Source organism: Bifidobacterium miconisargentati (assembly GCF_019331675.1).
Taxonomy (GTDB): Bacteria; Actinomycetota; Actinomycetes; order Actinomycetales; family Bifidobacteriaceae; genus Bifidobacterium; species Bifidobacterium miconisargentati.
Genome location: NZ_JAHBBJ010000001.1, coordinates 267,383 through 284,149, shown reverse-complemented (window position 1 = coordinate 284,149; position 16,767 = coordinate 267,383). Strand labels below are relative to the sequence as shown.

Genomic DNA, 16,767 nt, shown 5'->3' with positions numbered 1-16,767 from the left:
CATGGCACAAGCCGTTGCCAAAGCCAACTACAAGTGGCGCGTCGTGGATATCGTCGTGGCCGCCATCATCGCCGTCGCATCCGGCGTCATCTTCTGGGGTTGGGACATCGTCTGCACCGTCCCGCTGGCCATCTTCGAAGGCGTGACCCCCGGTTTCGAGGGTCTGCTCAACGGATTCTGGCTGTTCGGTGGCCCGCTGGCCGCCATCATCGTACGCAAGCCGGGCGCCGCGCTGTTCGCCGAGACGCTCGCCGCGTTCCTGGAGCTCACCTTGGGCAACCAGTGGGGCGTGGGCGGCTCCCTGATCATCGGCATCATCCAGGGTCTCGGCGCTGAGATCGCGTTCGCCGTGTTCGCCTACAAGAAGTGGAACATCGGCACCACCCTGCTGTCCGGCGCGCTCGCCGGCGTGGGCTGCTGGGCCTACTACTGGGCCACCAACCCGAGCTGGAACGCCATGCGCGTGAGCATGTACCTGATCTGCTCCATCATCTCCGGCCTGGTGATCGCCGGCGTGGTGGTCTGGTTCCTCTCCCGTGCGCTTGCCGCCACGGGCGTGCTTGATCGCTTCGAGTCCGGTCGCGCCGAGGCCCGCGTCTGATGAGGGTCGAACCGGCTGCGGTCGAGGCCAGCGGCTGGGGCTGGCGGCACGCGACGCGCAAGGACTTCGCGTTGCGTGCCGTCGATTTTGCCATCCGGCCAGGCGAGCGTGTGCTCCTGCTCGGTGCCTCCGGCGCGGGCAAAAGCACGTTGATGGCCGGTCTCGCCGGCGTACTCGGCGGCGATGAGGAAGGTGAGCAGGAAGGCTCCCTGACCATCGACGGTGTGGACGCCCGCGAGGCGCGAGGCCGCGTGGGCCTGGTGCTCCAGGACCCGGACTCGCAGATCATTCTTGAACGATTGGGCGATGACGCGGCCTTCGGCTGCGAGAACCTCAACGTGCCGCGCGAGGAGATTTGGCAGCGCGTGCGCGAATCGCTCGATCTGGTGGGGTTGGACGCGCTCGATCTGCGCCGCTCCACCCGTCATCTTTCCGGCGGACAGCGTCAGCGCCTGGCATTGGCCGGTGTGCTGGCTATGAAGCCGGGTTTGTTGCTGCTCGATGAGCCGACCGCGAACCTCGACCCCGCGGGCGTGCAGGAAGTGCATGATGCGGTCCGTGAGGTCATCGAGACCACCGGCCAGACCATGGTGGTAGTCGAACACCATATCGATGTATGGCTGGATCTGGTCGACCGTGTGATCGTGCTCGGGCGTCCGGATGCTGATTCGCTGTCCGGCGGGGTCATCGCCGACGGCACGCCCGACGAGGTGTTCGCCTCGATGGGCGACGTACTCGCCGAAGGCGGTGCATGGGTGCCGGGGCGGGCGATTCCAAACTATCGTCCTGGAACGCGATCCGTTACGGCATCCGGCGATGCAGAGGCTGCGCTTGCGGATGGTAATAAGGAGTCGTTGTCTGCCGGTGATAGGTCTGCCGGGGACCGTTCTGCCGATGATGCGAAGGCGGTTGCCGCCGAAGCTGCCGGACGACCCGTGCTGAGCTGCCACAACCTGAGCTTCGGCCGCGGCACTGCGCTGGGCACCGGTATCGATCTGGACTTCCATGCCGGTGAGGTCACGGCGCTGATGGGTCCGAACGGTGCCGGCAAATCCACGTTCGCGTTGACGCTGGCCGGTCTGCTCCAGCCCATTGACGGACAGGTGCTGGTCGCCGAGGAACTGGCGCCGAGTCCGAACCGCCGTGAGCCGGTTCATTGGAAAAGCCGGGAACTGCTAGGGCGCATCGGCATGGTATTCCAGGAGCCAGAGCATCAATTCGCTGCGAACTTCGTGCGCGACGAGGTGTCCATCGGACCCAAATCCATGGGACAGAGTCAGGATGAGGCATACCGGACGGCGGACCGCATGCTGGAACGCATGAACCTGACGCGCTTCGCCAAAGCCAACCCGTACACCCTGTCCGGTGGCGAGAAGCGCCGCCTGTCCGTGGCCTCGATGCTGGCCGCCGCGCCGAGGATTCTGGTGATGGACGAGCCGACGTTCGGCCAGGACTTCCGCACATGGACCGAGATGGTCCGTCTGATCGCCGCGATTCGTGACCACGGTTCATGCGTGATCATGGTGACGCATGACGAGGCGCTGGTGGATGCTCTCGGCGCGCGTCGCGTGATGTTCCAGGAGAGGAGCGAGGCATGAGCGAAAGCGTGAGCATCCGCGTAACGGGTACCGGGCATGGCAAGCAGCATGGCCCGGCTTCCGATGCCGCGGTGAAGCCGGCCGTCTCCGATGTGGTGACCGTCAGCGCGCAGGATACGCGCGAGGATCCGTTGAAGCCGGCCTCGCCCTCGTGGTTCGTGGCGAAGGTCAATCCGGTGAGCCGCATCATCGGCGCGCTGTTGCTGTGCATCCCGATGTTCTTCAGCCTTGACCTGGTCTCCGCCACCACGGCGCTTGGCATCGAATTCGTGTTGCTGTGGATCGGCGGGGTTACCCCGTGGACCGTATGCCGGCGCACATGGCCGGTGTGGATCGCCGCGCTCGGCAGCTTCATCTCCGTGTTCCTATACGCCAAGGTTTCGGGCCGGATTCTCTGGTCCGTGGGCTGGATCGTGATCAGCGAGGGCTCGTTCCCGCTGGCCTTGGCCACTGCGATTCGCGTCGCCGCCATAGCCGTGCCCGGCGTGATTCTGGCGTTGGGACTTGACCCCACCGACCTGGCCGATGGCCTGGTGGAGATTCTGCATTTCTCGCCGCGATTCGTCTACGGTGGTCTGGCCGGCATGCGCATGTTCACGCTGTTGCAGGACGACTGGCGTGCGCTTGGCCTGTCCCAGCGCTCCCGCGGTCTCGGCGACGGCAATGCCATCTCCCGCGCGCTTTCCCAGGCGTTCGGCCTGCTGGTGCTCTCCATTCGCCGTGCCACCAAGCTCGCAACCGCCATGGAGGCCCGCGGCTTCGGTTCCGACGCTCCGCGCTCCCAGGCTCGCATCTCCCAGCTCAAGGCCGTCGATTGGCTGTTCTACGCCATCTGCCTGTCCGTGCCGCTGATCTCCCTCGGCGTGGCCATCGCCACAGGCCATTGGCGCCTCGCCTTCACCGGCGGCGCCTGATCGGCGGATACCTCCCGACCTGGATGATTGCCGTCCAGGCACGAACCCATGACAGGTGACCGAAGCCAATCGCTTCGGTCACCTTTTTATATATGGTTGCGGTAGGCTGTGGCGTATGCCGATTAACGCCCAGATTCTTGATAATCCCAAATCCGACCGTGTGCGCCGTATCGCGGACCTGACACGCTCCAAGGGGCGTGAGCGGTCCGGACGGTTCCTCATCGAAGGACCGCAGTCGGTGCGCGAGGCCGTCACCTGGCGGCCGGACGTGGTGCAGGATCTGTACGTGGAGGTCAGCCAGGCGCTCGACCATCCGCGCATCGTCTCGTCCACGCTCGCCAAGATCGTCGAGAAATCGCAGGACGCCACCATCTACGTGCATCAGTGCACCGGCGAGGTGATCCGCCGCATCAGCCCGGACTCGCAAGGCATCCTGGCCGTGGGCAACGCGCGCGCCATGCGCGTGGACGTCGCCGACTTCGAGATCGACGGCGGCAGGTCCGGCGGTCCCGGCGATTCCGCCGACTCCGGCAAACCCCTGAACATCGCCGCCTTCTGGCAGGTGCGCGATCCGGGCAACGCCGGCACCGTGATCCGCGCCGCCGACGCCGCCGGATGCGACGCCGTGGTGTTCGTGGACGACTGCGTGGACGTGCTCAATCCCAAGGTGATCCGCTCCACCGCGGGCTCCCTGTTCCATCTGCCGGTCCTGACCATGGGCACCGAGGAGTTCTTCACCTGGACCGCCGTCCAGCATGTGGACGTCTGGGCCGCGGACGTATACGGTACCCCGGAGCGCAAACCGGAAAGCCTGCCCACGGTGCTTGCGGAACTGACTGAAGCGCCCGGTGCGACCGACGGAACCGAGGCGATAGCCGACGCGACCGCCGCGGAATCCCCGTCACCGCAGACTTCCCGCGCCGTGCTGTTCGGCAATGAGGCACGTGGACTGGAGACCGAAATCCTGCGCAGATGCGACCGTATCGTCTCCATCCCGCTCTACGGCAAGGCCGAATCGCTCAACCTCGGCACATCGGCCGCGGTGATGCTGATGAGCCTGGCTATGTCGCGTCATATTGAAACAATGTGAGTTTGGAAAATACGCTGCAAACATTAGAAAACCGCGTTGAGAAATCATCGGACGAAAGGGTTCTCGTGGCAGAACAACTGGTGTTCGACGCCGACCAGGTGACCGCAGCGGTCGCCGAGGGCATCGAGAAAATCCAAGGAGCCTCCACTCTGGAGGAGCTCAAGGCCATCAAGACACAGTACGCAGGCGCCGATTCGGCGATGACCCAGGCCAGCAAGGCCATCGGATCCCTGCCCGCGGCCCAGAAGAAGGAAGCCGGCAAGCTCATGGGCAAGCTGCGCGCCGACTTCGGCCGCGCGTACGGCCCCAAGGAGGCCGAGCTCAAGGAAGCCGCCGAGAAGGCCGCGCTCGCCGCCGAAACCGTGGACATGACGCTGCCGATCAACCGCAAGCCGCTGGGCGCCCGTCATCCGCTGGCCAAGCTGATGGAGGACGTCGAGGACTTCTTTATCTCCATGGGCTGGCAGATCTCCTCCGGCCCGGAGGTTGAGGCGGAGTGGTACAACTTCGACTCCCTGAACTTCGGTCCGGACCACCCGGCCCGCCAGATGCAGGACACCTTCTACGTCAAGGGCAACCAGGCCAAGGACGCCGCCGGCTTCGTGGGCTCCAACATGGTCGTGCGCACGCAGACCTCCTCCGATCAGGTCCGCGCGCTGCTCACCCGCGGCGTGCCGCTGTACATCGCCAGCCCCGGCCGTGTGTTCCGCACCGACGAGCTGGACGCCACCCACACCCCGGTGTTCCACCAGTGCGAGGCCCTCGCCGTGGACAAGCACCTGACCATGGCCGACCTCAAGGGCGTGCTGGACAAGCTCGCCGTGGCCATGTTCGGCCCGGAGGCCAAGACCCGCCTTCGCCCGAGCTACTTCCCGTTCACGGAGCCGAGCGCCGAGCTCGACCTGTGGTTCCCGGACAAGAAGGGCGGCCCCGGCTGGCTCGAATGGGGTGGCTGCGGCATGGTCAACCCGAACGTGCTCAAGTCCGCCGGCATCGACCCGGAGGTCTACACCGGCTTCGCGTTCGGCGTGGGCATGGAGCGCACGCTCCTGCTGCGCAGCGACATCAACGATATGCATGACCTGGTCGAGGGCGACGTCCGTTTCGCCGAACAGTTTGTGATGGGGGAGTGAGTTACCCATGCCTATGATCGATATCGATTGGCTCAAGGACCATGTCGAGGTTCCCGAGGGCCTGACCTACGAACAGCTCGCCAAGGACCTCGTCAAGGTGGGCCTTGAGGAAGAGGAGATCCACTCCTCCCAGGTGACCGGCCCGATCGTGGTGGGCTACGTGGTGGACGCCACTCCCGAACCGCAGAAGAACGGCAAGGTCATCAACTGGTGCCACGTGGACTGCGGCGACGAATGGAACGAGACCGACGAGAACGGCAACAAGGTGCCGCGCGGCATCATCTGCGGCGCGCCCAACATGAAGGCCGGCGAGAAGGTCGTCGTGACCCTGCCCGGTGCTGTGCTGCCCGGCGACTTCAAGATCGAGCCGCGCAAGACCTACGGCCACATCTCCAACGGCATGTGCGCCTCCGAGCGTGAGCTGGGCCTGGGCGACAACCACAACGGCATCATCCTGCTGCGCGAATACGGCTTCTCCAAGGCCGAGTACGACGCCCTGAAGCCCGGCCAGGACGCGATGCACCTGCTGCATCTCGACCAGCCGCTGCTGGAGATCAACATCACTCCGGATCGTGGCTACACGCTGTCCTACCGTGGCGTGGCCCGCGAATACCACCACTCCACCGGCCAGCCGTACACCGATCCGGCCGTGGCCCTCAATGAGAAGGCCCCGGAGCCGTCCGACTACCAGCCCGGCACCAAGGTCGACATCGACATCGAGATCGACGACAACAACCCGATCCATGGCGTGCCCGGCTGCGACCGCTACTACGCCCGCGTGGTGAAGAACTTCGATCCCACCGCCAAGACGCCGAACTGGATGCGCCGCCGCCTGACCCGCGCCGGCATGCGCTCCCTGTCCCTGGCCGTAGATGTGACCAACTACGTGATGCTCGACCTGGGCCAGCCCATGCACGCCTACGACCTCGACAAGATCGAGGGCCCGATCGTGGTGCGCCGCGCGAACGCCGGCGAAAAGCTCACCACGCTCGACGGCAAGGAGCACGAGCTCAGCACCGAGGACCTGCTCATCACTGACTCCCCGAACGGCGAGCGTGGCTCGCGCATCCTCGGCCTGGCCGGCGTGATGGGTGGACTGTACGGCGAAGTGACCGCCGAGACCAAGAACATCCTGCTCGAGGCCGCGCACTTCGACCAGGTGACCATCGCCCGTTCGGCCCGCCGCCACAAGATCCCGTCCGAAGCCTCCCGCCGCTTCGAGCGCGGCGTGGACACTGCGCTGCAGCCGGCCGCCACCGAGATGGCCGCCGAGCTGCTGGCCCGCTACGGCAACGGCGAGCCCAGCGACTTCCCGAACGACGTGAACAACACGCCCCGTCCGAAGACCATCCACTTCAAGGCCACCGAAGTGGCCCGCGTGGCCGGCCTCGACGTGGACATCAACCGCATCTCCGATATCCTCACCGACATCGGCTGCACCGTGGCCGGCGGCGGCAACGGCGAGTTCTCTGTGACCGCGCCGACCTGGCGTCCGGATCTGAACGAGCCGTGCGACCTGGTCGAGGAGATCGCGCGTCTGGTGGGCTACGACCAGATTCCGGTCATCGTGCCGCCCGCCCCGGTCGAAGGCCTCGTGGGCCTGACCCCGAACCAGCTGCGTCGCCGCCGCGTGGCGGACGAGCTGGCCGAATACGGCATGGTCGAGGCGCTCAGCTACCCGTTCGTGGGCGATGACGATTACAAGGCCTTCGGCTACGACCCCGCCGCCACCAAGAAGGTGAGCGTGGAGATCGCCAACCCGCTGTACGGCGACCGTCCGTACCTGCGCCGTGAGATCCTGCCCACCCTGGCCACCACCGTGCAGCGCAACATCCGCCGCGGCATCGAGAACGTGTCCCTCTACGAGCTGGGCCACGTCTACCTGTGGGATCCGAACGCGCCCGCCATCCCGGCCCTGCCCGGCGGCGTGCGTCCGACCGCCGAACAGCTCGCCGCGCTCGACGCCGGCCTGCCGGACCAGCCCGACCATGTGGCCGGCATCCTGACCGGTCTGGCCGAGGACGAGGGCTGGCTGGGCGGCAAGCGCCCGGTTGACTGGTCCGACGCCGTCGAGGCCGTGCGCCGCATCGCCGGCCGTATCGGCGCCGCCATCGAGCTCGACCAGCCCGCCGCCGAGGACGTGCCCGTGCAGTGGCACCCCGGTCGCGCCGCCCGCGTGATGGTGGGCGAGACGTTCGTCGGCTGGGTCGGCGAGCTGCACCCGCGCGTCAACGAGGCGCTGGGCTTCCCGGCCCACTCCGCCGCCTTCGAGCTCAACCTCACCGCGCTGTTCGCCACCCTGAGCGGCAAGCCGGTGCAGGCCAAGCCGATCTCCACGTTCCCGCCCGTCAAGCAGGACCTGGCCTTCACCGTGGACTCCACGGTGTCCGCCGCCCAGCTTGAGGCCGTGATCCGTGAGGCCGCAGGCGCGAACCTCGAGTCCATCGAACTGTTCGACGTGTTCACCGGCGAGCAGGTGGGCGAGGGCAAGAAGTCCCTGGCCTACGCCGTGGTGTTCCGCTCCCCGGACAAGACCCTGTCCGCCGAGGACAGCGACGCCATCCGTCAGGCCATCGTGGCCAAGGCCGCCGAACTCGGCGCCCAGCTGCGAGCCTGACCGCAACCGTAAAGGCTCTGTTCCGCCGGGATTCCATAGACTACCCCTCAGTCACCTTCGGTGACAGCTCCCCTGACAAGGGGAGCCGCGGGTATTTCCACCAATCGCGGCTGAACAGAGCCGGTTCATATTTCACAAGGAGCGCCATGAGCCAGCCGGAGAACAATCAACCGGAATACGGGCAGTATCAGCAGCCCGAATACGGTGCGATGAGAAGCCAGTACGGCCCGAATTACAATCCGTATATCTATGGCGCTCCCGATACTTCCTCCAGCCAATCGGCGAACGGTGCCAACGATGGCACGGGCGCTCCCGGCACCGCCGGGGCCCAGCCGCAGACCGGCTGGCAGCAGCCCAACGGTATGCCGTATGGCCAAGGCGGACAGCCCTGGCAGTCAGGGCAGCCGTCCGGGCAACAGAACGGCCAGCAGGGCGGACAGTTCGGACCTGGCTACTGGCCGGGCAGCTACCCCGGCATCCAAGGCCAGCCGTATCAGGGCCAGTTCCAGCAGAACTCGAACGCCAACGGCCAGACCGGTCCCCGCGGCCAGCATCGCCCGCCGCACTTCTACAACGGCATCAACCTCGACGATCCCTCCCAGAACCCGCTGTACGGACACTGGGACTCCTACGCGATCATCGCGTTCGTGCTCGCGCTGTTCTTCCCGGTGCCGGTGCTTTCGGCGCTGATGGGCGGCGTGGCCATGTGGCGTACCCGCACCTTCCATATGAAGGGCTTCGGCCTTGCGGTGGCCGCCGTGATCATCAACATCCTCTACACGATCGCCGTGATCTGGATGGCCCTGAACGGCGTGGACGCCTCCACGCTGTATCAGGAAGCGCTGCAGCAGCTCATGGGCGGTATGGGAGGCTCCGGCTCCTCCGGCGATTCCATTTCCGCGTGAGACCAGGCGCGATGCGGCTTCCGGGCCTTCCATAACGGTTTGGCAGCCGAAGACCGATTTGCCGCGCGTCCACATACCAACACACCTACTGCATAAATATGCATGAGTCTGCATAATCGCGTATACTCGTCCAAGACACATCAGTTGAAAAGAGATGAGTATGGCGAAATACACAGTGGCCGTGGCCGGTGCCACGGGTTATGCCGGTGGCGAGGCGCTGCGCATCCTTGCAGCGCATCCCGACTTCGAGGTCACCTGCGTGGCCGGTCACTCCTCGGTGGGTGATTCCATGGCCAAGCACATGCCGCATATTCCCCAGCTGGCCGATCTGACGGTGGAGGACACCACGCCGGAAGTCCTGAACGGTCACGACGTCATCATCCTCGCCCTGCCGCACGGCGCGTCCGGCAAACTCGCATCCCAGCTCGACCCGAACGCCGTGGTCGTGGATCTGGGCGCCGACCACCGTCTGGAGGAGCGCAGCGCATGGGATGAGTTCTATGGCGGTGATTTCTACGAGCATTGGACGTACGGCATGCCCGAGCTCATCACCGGCAAAAACGCGGACGGCACCTACACCCGCCAGCGCGAGGCCCTGCCCGGCACCAAGCGCATCGCGGGCCCCGGCTGCAACGTCACCGCCACCACGCTGGCCCTCCAGCCCGGCATCGCCGAAGGCCTGGTGGAGTCCAAGAGCATTGTGGCCGATCTGGTGGTCGGCTATTCCGGCGCCGGCAAGAACCTCAAGCGCACCAACTTGCTGGCCTCCGAGGCCCTGCAGTCCGCGCTGCCGTATTCGGTGGGCGGCACGCACCGCCACATCCCCGAGATCCTGCAGAACTTCGCCCACGCCGCCGGCAAGAGCGCCACGGCCGCCAGCGAGTTCACGCTCGGCTTCACGCCGATTCTGGCACCGATGTCCCGAGGCATCCTGGCCACCGTCTCCGCCGAGATGACGGACAAGGCCCAGGCCATGAGCGACGAGGAGATCCGCTCCGTGTGGGCCAAGGCCTATGAAGGCCAGGACTTCATGGTGCTGCTGCCCGAAGGCATGCTGCCCGCGACCGGCAACATCATCGGCTCGAACGCGGCGCACCTTCAGGTGGTCACCGACCGCAAGTCCGGCCGCATCTACGCCTTCGCCGCCATCGACAATCTCAACCGTGGCACCGCCGGACAGGCGGTCCAGTCCCTGAACATCGCACTTGGCCTGCCGGAAGACGCGGGCCTGACCAAGATCGGAGTCGCACCGTGAGCGTCACATTCGCACAAGGTTTCTCCGCCGCCGGCGTGGTGGCGGGCATTTCCGCAGTTGAGGGCAAGAAGGATCTGGCCCTCGTCGTCAACAACGGCCCGCTGGACGCGGCCGCTGGCGTGTTCACCTCGAACCGCTTCTGCGCCGCCCCCGTGCAGTGGAGCCGCAAGGCCGTGGCCGATGGCCACGTCAAGGCCGTCATTCTGAACTCCGGCGGCGCCAACGCCTGCACCGGCGAGGCCGGCTACCAGCAGTCCGTGGCCACCGCCAAGACTGTGGCCTCCCTGATTGGTGCCGACGACCCGTCCGAAGTGGCCGTCTGCTCCACCGGACTCATCGGCGAGCTCCTGCCGCTTGACAACGTGCTCTCCGGTGCGAAGAGCGCCTACGAGTCCCTGGCCGCCACGCCCGAGGCCGGCGCGGACGCCTCGCACGCCATCATGACCACCGACACCAAGCCCAAGACCGTCACCCTGACCGGTTCCAACGGCTGGAAGATCGGCGGCATGGTCAAGGGCTCCGGCATGATCGCCCCGCAGCTGGCCACCATGCTGTGCGTCATCACCACGGACGCCGTGGTGAGCGCCGGCCAGATGCAGGCAGCCCTCGCCACCGCCACCGAGCACTCCTTCAACCGCATCGACGTGGACGGCTGCATGTCCACCAACGACACGGTCCTGCTGCTCGCCTCCGGCGCCTCCGGCGTGGAACCGGACAAGGACGAGTTCAACAAGCTCGTGCGTGAGGCTTGCGCCTCCCTGGCCCGCCAGATCATCGGCGACGGCGAGGGCGCATCCCACGACATCCGCATCACCGTCACCGGTGCCACCAGCGAGGACGCGGCACTGGCCTGCGGGCGCGCCGTGGCCGCCTCGAACCTGCTCAAGTGTGCCATCTCCGGCAACGACCCGAACTGGGGTCGCATCGTGAGCTCCCTGGGCACCGTGCCCCCGGACGTCGCCCCGTACGACTCGGACAAGGTGACCGTGGACGTCAACGGCGTGCGCATCTGCGAGAACGGCGGCGCCGGACGCGACCGCAGCGAAGTGGACATGACCCCGCGCGAGGTCCACATCGACATCGACCTCAACACCGGCTCCGACGCCCAGGCCACCGTCTGGACGGACGATCTGACGCACGAGTACGTGCATATCAACGCCGACTACGAAAGCTGAGTTCCGCGAGAGCTGACGGGTTTCAGCGCTCCTCTATTCCGGCTCCCCTCGCTGAGGGGAGCTGTCACCGGAGGTGACTGAGGGGAGCGCCGCGTAAGTCAGTCCCGAACGGCTCCCCTCAGTCGGCTCTCGCCGCCAGCTCCCCTCAGCGAGGGGAGCCAAGAGAAAACGTGTAATTAGGAAAGAAGACAATGGCTACTGAATTGAAGGGACCTGGGTTCCACTTCGACGTGCATACCGACCTCAGGGCCGATCAGAAGGCGGAAGTGCTCATCGAGGCGCTGCCGTGGCTGGAAGAGTTCGCCGGCCAGCGCATCGTGGTCAAGTACGGCGGCAACGCGATGGTGGACGAGAACCTCAAGCGCTGCTTCGCCGAGGACATGGTCTTTCTGCGCCAGGTGGGCCTGCACCCGATCGTCGTGCACGGCGGCGGCCCGCAGATCTCCCACATGCTCAAGGCCCTGGGCATCAAGTCCGAGTTCAAGGGCGGCCTAAGGGTCACCACGCCCGAGGCCATGGACGTGGTGCGCATGGTCCTGACCGGCAAGGTCTCGCGCGAGCTCGTGGGCCTGATCAACGCGCATGGCCCGCTCGCGGTCGGCCTGTCCGGCGAGGACGGCGGCCTGTTCTCCGCCATGCAGCGCAAGCCCGTCATCGACGGCAAGCCCACGGACATCGGTCTGGTGGGCGACGTGGTCTCCGTGGACGCCTCCGCCGTGGAGGATCTGGTGGCCGCCGGCCGCATCCCGGTGGTCTCCTCCGTGGCTCCCAATGAGGAGGACGCCACCGAAGTGCTCAACGTGAACGCCGACTCCGCCGCCGCGGCCCTCGCCGCAGCCGTCGGCGCGCACAAGCTGGTCATCCTGACCGACGTGGACGGCCTGTACGCCGACTGGCCGGACAAGAACTCCCTGATCGGCCGTATCGGCGTGGAGAACCTGCGCGACATGCTGCCCGACCTGGAATCCGGCATGCGCCCGAAGATGGAGGCGTGCGTGCGCGCCCTCGACGGCGGCGTGCCCCAGGCCCACATCATCGACGGCCGCAAGCCGCATTCGATCCTGAACGAGATATTCACCTCCGCCGGCATCGGCACCATGGTCGTACCGGAGGACGGACTGGAAATGAGGAGCTCCTATGGCTACTGAACATAAGGAAACACTGGGCGCCGAAGACAGCAAGTGGCTGGGGGAGTACTCCCAGGTCCACATGAACGTGTTCGGCACGCCGCTGCGCGTGATGGACCACGGCCAGGGCGCGCACATCTGGGACGTGGACGGCAACGAATACCTCGACTTCCTCGCCGGCATCGCCGTCAACTCGCTCGGCTACGCCCACCCCAAGTGGGTCAAGGCCGTCACCGAGCAGGCCGGCCGCATGGCCCACATCAGCAACTACTTCGCCTCCGAGCCGCAGATCGAGCTCGCCGCCAAGCTGGTCAAGCTCGCCGGCGCCCCCGAAGGCTCCAAGGTCTACTTCGGCAACTCCGGCGCCGAAGGCAACGAGGCCGCCCTGAAGCTCGCCAAGCTCTACGGCCGCACGCTGCCGGGCGCACTGCCGTCCGTGGGCGGCAAGCCCGCGCGCATCATCGCCATGACGCACGGCTTCCATGGCCGTACGATGGGTGCGCTGTCCGCCACGTGGAAGCCGAACATCCGCAAGCCGTACGACCCGCTCGTGCCGAACATCGAATTCGTGCGCGCCGGCGACAAGATCGCCCTGCACGACTCCTTCGCCCAGACCGGCGTCGGCCACTACGGCAAGGGTCCGGTGGCCGCGGTGATCCTGGAGCTCATCCAGGGCGAGGCCGGCGTCAAGCCGCTCGGCGCCGACTATGTCAAGTTCGTGCGCGAGATCTGCGACATCCATCATGCGCTGCTCATCATCGACGAGGTGCAGACCGGCATCGGCCGCACCGGTTCCTGGTTCGCCTTCCAGCGCGAGGATCTTTCCGGCGGCGTGACCCCGGACATGGTCACCTTCGCCAAGGGCGTGGCCGGCGGCTTCCCGATGGGCGGCATGATCGCCTTCGGCGCCAAGCTCGCCTCGCTGTTCACCCCCGGCTCGCACGGCTCCACCTTCGCGGGCAACCCGCTGGGCGCCGCCGCCGCCCTCGCCACGCTCGGCGTGATCGAGGACGAGAACCTGGTGGCCAACGCCGAGGAACGCGGCAAGCAGCTGCGCGAAGGCATCATGGCCACTGGCAACCCGCTGTACGTCTCCGTGCGCGGCCGTGGCCTGCTGGACGCCGTGGAGCTCAAGCACCCGTGCGCCCACGCTGTGATGAACTACTGCCTCGAACACGGGCTCATCGTCAACGCGGTGGCCCCCGACGCGCTGCGCTTCGCACCGCCGCTGATCGTGACCGCCGAGGACATCGACCAGGCCGTCGCCGTCCTGAAGAACGTCCCCGCCGACCTGCCCAACGACTAAGGAGATCCATCATGACCCCAGAACTGCGTCACATGCTGCGTGATGACGACCTCAACCACGAGGAGCAGAAGCAGGTCCTCGAGCTCGCCATCAAGTTCCACAAGGATCGCTTCTACAAGCAGCCGTTCGCCGGCCCGCAGGCCGTGGCCGTGCTGTTCGACAAGCCCTCCACCCGCACCCGCTCCAGCTTCTCTATCGGCGTGGCCGAGCTCGGCGGCTACCCGCTGGTCATCGACAAGTCCGGCTCCCAGCTGGGCCGCGGTGAACCCGTGGCGGACACCGCCCGCGTGCTCGACCGCATGGCCTACGGCGTGGTCTGGCGCACCTTCGGCCAGGACCGCGTCGAGGAGATGGCCAAGTACTCCACCCACCCGGTGGTCAACGCCCTGACCGACGACTTCCACCCCTGCCAGATTCTCGCCGACTTCCAGACCATCGCCGAGCATCGCGGCGGCGTGGACAACCTCAAGAACCAGACCATCGCCTACCTGGGCGACGCGGCCAACAACATGGCCAACTCCTACCTGCTCGGTGGCGCGGTGGCCGGCATGGACGTGCGCGTGGCCGGCCCCTACGGCTACCTGCCCCGCCCGGACATCGTGGCCGACGCCAAGCGCATCGCGGCCCAGACCGGCGGCTCCATCACGGTGACCACCGACGCCAAGGCCGCCGTGGAGGGCGCCGACTGCGTCTTCACCGACACCTGGGTCTCCATGGGCGAGGAAGCCGAGTACGCCATCCGCTCCAAGCCGTTCTGGGACTACCAGGTCAATGCCGAGCTCATGGCCTTGGCCAAGCCGGACGCGCTCTTCCAGCACTGCCTGCCCGCCTACCGCGGCAAGGAAGTCACCTCCGAGGTGATCGACGGCCCTCAGTCCGTGGTGTGGGACGAGGCCGAGAACCGTCTGCACGCCCAGAAGGCGCTGCTGACGTGGCTGACCGGCAAGGCCCGCGGCGACGAAAGCCTGCTCGCATGACCGCTCGCGCCAGCGAGACCTCACCGTCCCTACAGCGGCCCGCCACCCGCGCGGCCCGGCTCAGCGCCATCGAAGAGGCGCTGGCCACGCATGTCATCACCTCGCAGTCGCAGCTCTCGAAGATCCTCCTCGACGAGGGCATCGTGGTCACGCAGGCCACGCTCAGCCGCGACCTCGACGAGATGCATGCGGTCAAGACCCGTCTGCGGGACGGAACGGTGGCGTATGCGGTGGATCGCGGGGCGTCCGGTGCGGATGCCGGCGAGGATGTGGGACAGCGCGGCGAACAGCAGATGGCCCGCGTGCTCTCCGGCCTGGTCACCTCGGTGGCCGCCGCCCGCAATCTCGTGGTGGTGCATACGCCGTCCGGTGCGGCCCAGTACGTGGCGTCGGTGATCGACAAGCAGCCGCTCGACGGCGTGCTCGGCACCATCGCCGGCGATGACACCGTGATGGTGATCTGCGCCGATGACGATGCCGCCGCCACCCGCCGCGACTGGCTCCTCGCCCTCGTCTCGAAGTAGACGTTCGCTATTCTCCTTTGCTCAACACGCCCATGCATAAATATGCATAGGTCTGTATATACTTGCATCAGTTTGTTTTTGACTTATAGGAAAGGTGACCCATGGCAGATAACAAGCGCATTGTTCTGGCCTATTCCGGCGGTCTCGATACGTCCGTCGCCATTTCGTACCTGAAGGAGCGCACCGGCAAGGATGTCGTGGCCGTCTCCCTCGATGTCGGTCAGGGCGGCGAGAGCCTGGAGACCATCAAGCAGCGCGCCCTCGCCTGCGGCGCCGTCGAGTCCTACGTGGTCGACGCCCGCGACGAGTTCGCCAACGAGTACTGCATGAAGGCCCTCAAGGCCAACGCCATGTACGAAGGCGTCTACCCGCTGGTCTCCGCCATCTCCCGCCCGCTCATCTCCAAGCACCTCGTGCGCGCCGCCCACCAGTTCGGCGCCGACACCATCTCCCACGGCTGCACCGGCAAGGGCAACGATCAGGTGCGTTTCGAGGTGTCTATTGCAGCCATCGACCCGACCCTGAAGGCCATCAGCCCGATCCGTGATCTGGCGCTGACCCGCGACGTGGAGATCGCGTTCGCCAAGGAGCACAAGCTGCCGATCACCCAGACCGAGAAGTCCCCGTACTCCATCGACCAGAACGTGTGGGGCCGCGCCATCGAGACCGGCTTCCTGGAAGATCCGTGGAACGGTCCGACCAAGGACTGCTACTCCTACACCGACGATCCGGCCTTCCCGCCGGTCGAGGACGAGGTAGTCATCGAGTTCAAGCAGGGCGTCCCGGTCAAGATCGACGGCCGCGACGTCACCCCGCTGCAGGCCATCGAGGAGATGAACCGCCGCGCCGGCGCCCAGGGCATCGGCCGCATCGACCTCATCGAGGATCGTCTGGTCGGCATCAAGTCCCGCGAGCTGTACGAGGCTCCGGGTGCCGTGGCCCTCATCACCGCTCACCAGGAGCTCGAGAACTGCTGCCTCGAGCGTGAGCAGCACCGCATCAAGCGTGACATTGACAAGCGCTGGGCCGAGCTGGTCTACGATGCGCAGTGGTTCTCCCCGGCCACCCAGTCCCTGAACGCCTTCATCGAGGACACCCAGAAGTACGTCTCCGGCGAGATCCGCATGGTCCTGCACGGCGGCCGCGCCGTGGTGACCGGCCGTCGTTCCGACACCTCGCTGTACGACTACAAGCTCGCCACCTACGATTCCGGCGACAGCTTCGACTCCAAGTCCTCCAACGGCTTCATCGACATCTACGGCCTGCCGACCCGCGTGGCCGCCGCCCGCGACGTCAAGTTCGGCAACGGCATCGAAGTGCCGACCAACACCGTGGAGTAACGAACACACCTTGGCTCCCCTCTCCGAGGGGAGCTGTCAGCGCAGCTGACTGAGGGGAGTCCCCTAATCTGTATAGTCCTCTCTGCCTAAGGCAGAGAGGACTTTTATATTTGTTTGCTGCTTGAGCCAACGATGTTATTGTCAGTGGTACTGACAATAACGCTGACAATGCTGACAATAATGCCAACAATAAAGTCGACTTACT

General features: G+C 66.1%; 14 protein-coding genes. All 14 read left to right on the top strand.

Annotated features, from left to right (window positions below):
• Position 1 precedes the first annotated feature (1 nt).
• The 14 genes from KIH81_RS01215 to KIH81_RS01150 all read left to right on the top strand — a co-directional run bounded on the left by KIH81_RS01215 (position 2) and on the right by KIH81_RS01150 (position 16,562).
• A complete protein-coding gene (locus KIH81_RS01215; RefSeq protein ID WP_109056876.1) occupies positions 2–601 on the top strand; it encodes an ECF transporter S component in 600 nt (199 codons plus the stop codon).
• A complete protein-coding gene (locus KIH81_RS01210) occupies positions 601–2,199 on the top strand; it encodes an ABC transporter ATP-binding protein (protein ID WP_214303714.1) in 1,599 nt (532 codons plus the stop codon). Before KIH81_RS01215 ends, KIH81_RS01210 begins: the two co-directional genes overlap by 1 nt.
• Positions 2,196–3,113 carry an energy-coupling factor transporter transmembrane component T family protein gene (locus KIH81_RS01205; protein ID WP_214303713.1) on the top strand — a complete coding sequence of 306 codons (918 nt, stop codon included), beginning with the start codon at positions 2,196–2,198 and terminating at the stop codon, positions 3,111–3,113. The genes KIH81_RS01210 and KIH81_RS01205 overlap by 4 nt, the downstream gene beginning before the upstream one ends.
• A 115-nt stretch (positions 3,114–3,228) precedes the next feature.
• Positions 3,229–4,203: a TrmH family RNA methyltransferase gene (locus KIH81_RS01200; RefSeq protein ID WP_214303712.1), complete on the top strand. Its 975-nt coding sequence runs from the start codon at positions 3,229–3,231 to the stop codon at positions 4,201–4,203.
• Between the two features lie 65 nt (positions 4,204–4,268).
• On the top strand, positions 4,269–5,336 hold the full coding sequence (gene pheS / locus KIH81_RS01195; protein ID WP_109056880.1) for a phenylalanine--tRNA ligase subunit alpha: 1,068 nt from the start codon (positions 4,269–4,271) through the stop codon (positions 5,334–5,336).
• Positions 5,337–5,343: 7 nt separating this feature from the next.
• Positions 5,344–7,953: a phenylalanine--tRNA ligase subunit beta gene (pheT, locus tag KIH81_RS01190; protein ID WP_214303711.1), complete on the top strand. Its 2,610-nt coding sequence runs from the start codon at positions 5,344–5,346 to the stop codon at positions 7,951–7,953.
• Positions 7,954–8,099: 146 nt separating this feature from the next.
• Positions 8,100–8,858: a hypothetical protein gene (locus KIH81_RS01185; protein WP_214303710.1), complete on the top strand. Its 759-nt coding sequence runs from the start codon at positions 8,100–8,102 to the stop codon at positions 8,856–8,858.
• Positions 8,859–9,018: 160 nt separating this feature from the next.
• Entirely contained in the window at positions 9,019–10,113 is a 1,095-nt protein-coding gene (argC, locus tag KIH81_RS01180) for an N-acetyl-gamma-glutamyl-phosphate reductase (RefSeq protein WP_214303709.1), read from the top strand.
• Positions 10,110–11,288, top strand: coding sequence for a bifunctional glutamate N-acetyltransferase/amino-acid acetyltransferase ArgJ (gene argJ / locus KIH81_RS01175; RefSeq protein WP_214303708.1), 1,179 nt, complete (start codon positions 10,110–10,112; stop codon positions 11,286–11,288). The genes argC and argJ overlap by 4 nt, the downstream gene beginning before the upstream one ends.
• Positions 11,289–11,479: 191 nt before the next feature.
• Positions 11,480–12,436, top strand: a complete 957-nt coding sequence (gene argB, locus KIH81_RS01170; RefSeq protein ID WP_214303707.1) for an acetylglutamate kinase — start codon at positions 11,480–11,482, stop codon at positions 12,434–12,436.
• Positions 12,426–13,721, top strand: coding sequence for an acetylornithine transaminase (locus tag KIH81_RS01165; RefSeq protein WP_214303706.1), 1,296 nt, complete (start codon positions 12,426–12,428; stop codon positions 13,719–13,721). Before argB ends, KIH81_RS01165 begins: the two co-directional genes overlap by 11 nt.
• A gap of 11 nt (positions 13,722–13,732) precedes the next feature.
• Complete coding sequence (argF, locus tag KIH81_RS01160) at positions 13,733–14,698, top strand: ornithine carbamoyltransferase (protein WP_214303705.1); 966 nt, start codon at positions 13,733–13,735, stop codon at positions 14,696–14,698.
• On the top strand, positions 14,695–15,222 hold the full coding sequence (locus tag KIH81_RS01155) for an arginine repressor (protein ID WP_214303704.1): 528 nt from the start codon (positions 14,695–14,697) through the stop codon (positions 15,220–15,222). The genes argF and KIH81_RS01155 overlap by 4 nt, the downstream gene beginning before the upstream one ends.
• Before the next feature lie 101 nt (positions 15,223–15,323).
• Complete coding sequence (locus KIH81_RS01150; RefSeq protein ID WP_214303703.1) at positions 15,324–16,562, top strand: argininosuccinate synthase; 1,239 nt, start codon at positions 15,324–15,326, stop codon at positions 16,560–16,562.
• The last annotated feature ends 205 nt before the right edge of the window (positions 16,563–16,767 follow it).

What these genes read in the sequence shown, in the direction of transcription:
- KIH81_RS01200 (WP_214303712.1), top strand. Translation starts at nt 3,229, where the DNA reads ATGCCGATTAACGCCCAGATTCTTGATAATCCCAAATCCGACCGTGTG.
- KIH81_RS01150 (WP_214303703.1), top strand. Translation starts at nt 15,324, where the DNA reads ATGGCAGATAACAAGCGCATTGTTCTGGCCTATTCCGGCGGTCTCGAT.
- KIH81_RS01210 (WP_214303714.1), top strand. Translation starts at nt 601, where the DNA reads ATGAGGGTCGAACCGGCTGCGGTCGAGGCCAGCGGCTGGGGCTGGCGG.
- argC (WP_214303709.1), top strand. Translation starts at nt 9,019, where the DNA reads ATGGCGAAATACACAGTGGCCGTGGCCGGTGCCACGGGTTATGCCGGT.
- argB (WP_214303707.1), top strand. Translation starts at nt 11,480, where the DNA reads ATGGCTACTGAATTGAAGGGACCTGGGTTCCACTTCGACGTGCATACC.
- KIH81_RS01215 (WP_109056876.1), top strand. Translation starts at nt 2, where the DNA reads ATGGCACAAGCCGTTGCCAAAGCCAACTACAAGTGGCGCGTCGTGGAT.
- KIH81_RS01155 (WP_214303704.1), top strand. Translation starts at nt 14,695, where the DNA reads ATGACCGCTCGCGCCAGCGAGACCTCACCGTCCCTACAGCGGCCCGCC.
- KIH81_RS01165 (WP_214303706.1), top strand. Translation starts at nt 12,426, where the DNA reads ATGGCTACTGAACATAAGGAAACACTGGGCGCCGAAGACAGCAAGTGG.
- KIH81_RS01185 (WP_214303710.1), top strand. Translation starts at nt 8,100, where the DNA reads ATGAGCCAGCCGGAGAACAATCAACCGGAATACGGGCAGTATCAGCAG.
- KIH81_RS01205 (WP_214303713.1), top strand. Translation starts at nt 2,196, where the DNA reads ATGAGCGAAAGCGTGAGCATCCGCGTAACGGGTACCGGGCATGGCAAG.
- argF (WP_214303705.1), top strand. Translation starts at nt 13,733, where the DNA reads ATGACCCCAGAACTGCGTCACATGCTGCGTGATGACGACCTCAACCAC.
- pheT (WP_214303711.1), top strand. Translation starts at nt 5,344, where the DNA reads ATGCCTATGATCGATATCGATTGGCTCAAGGACCATGTCGAGGTTCCC.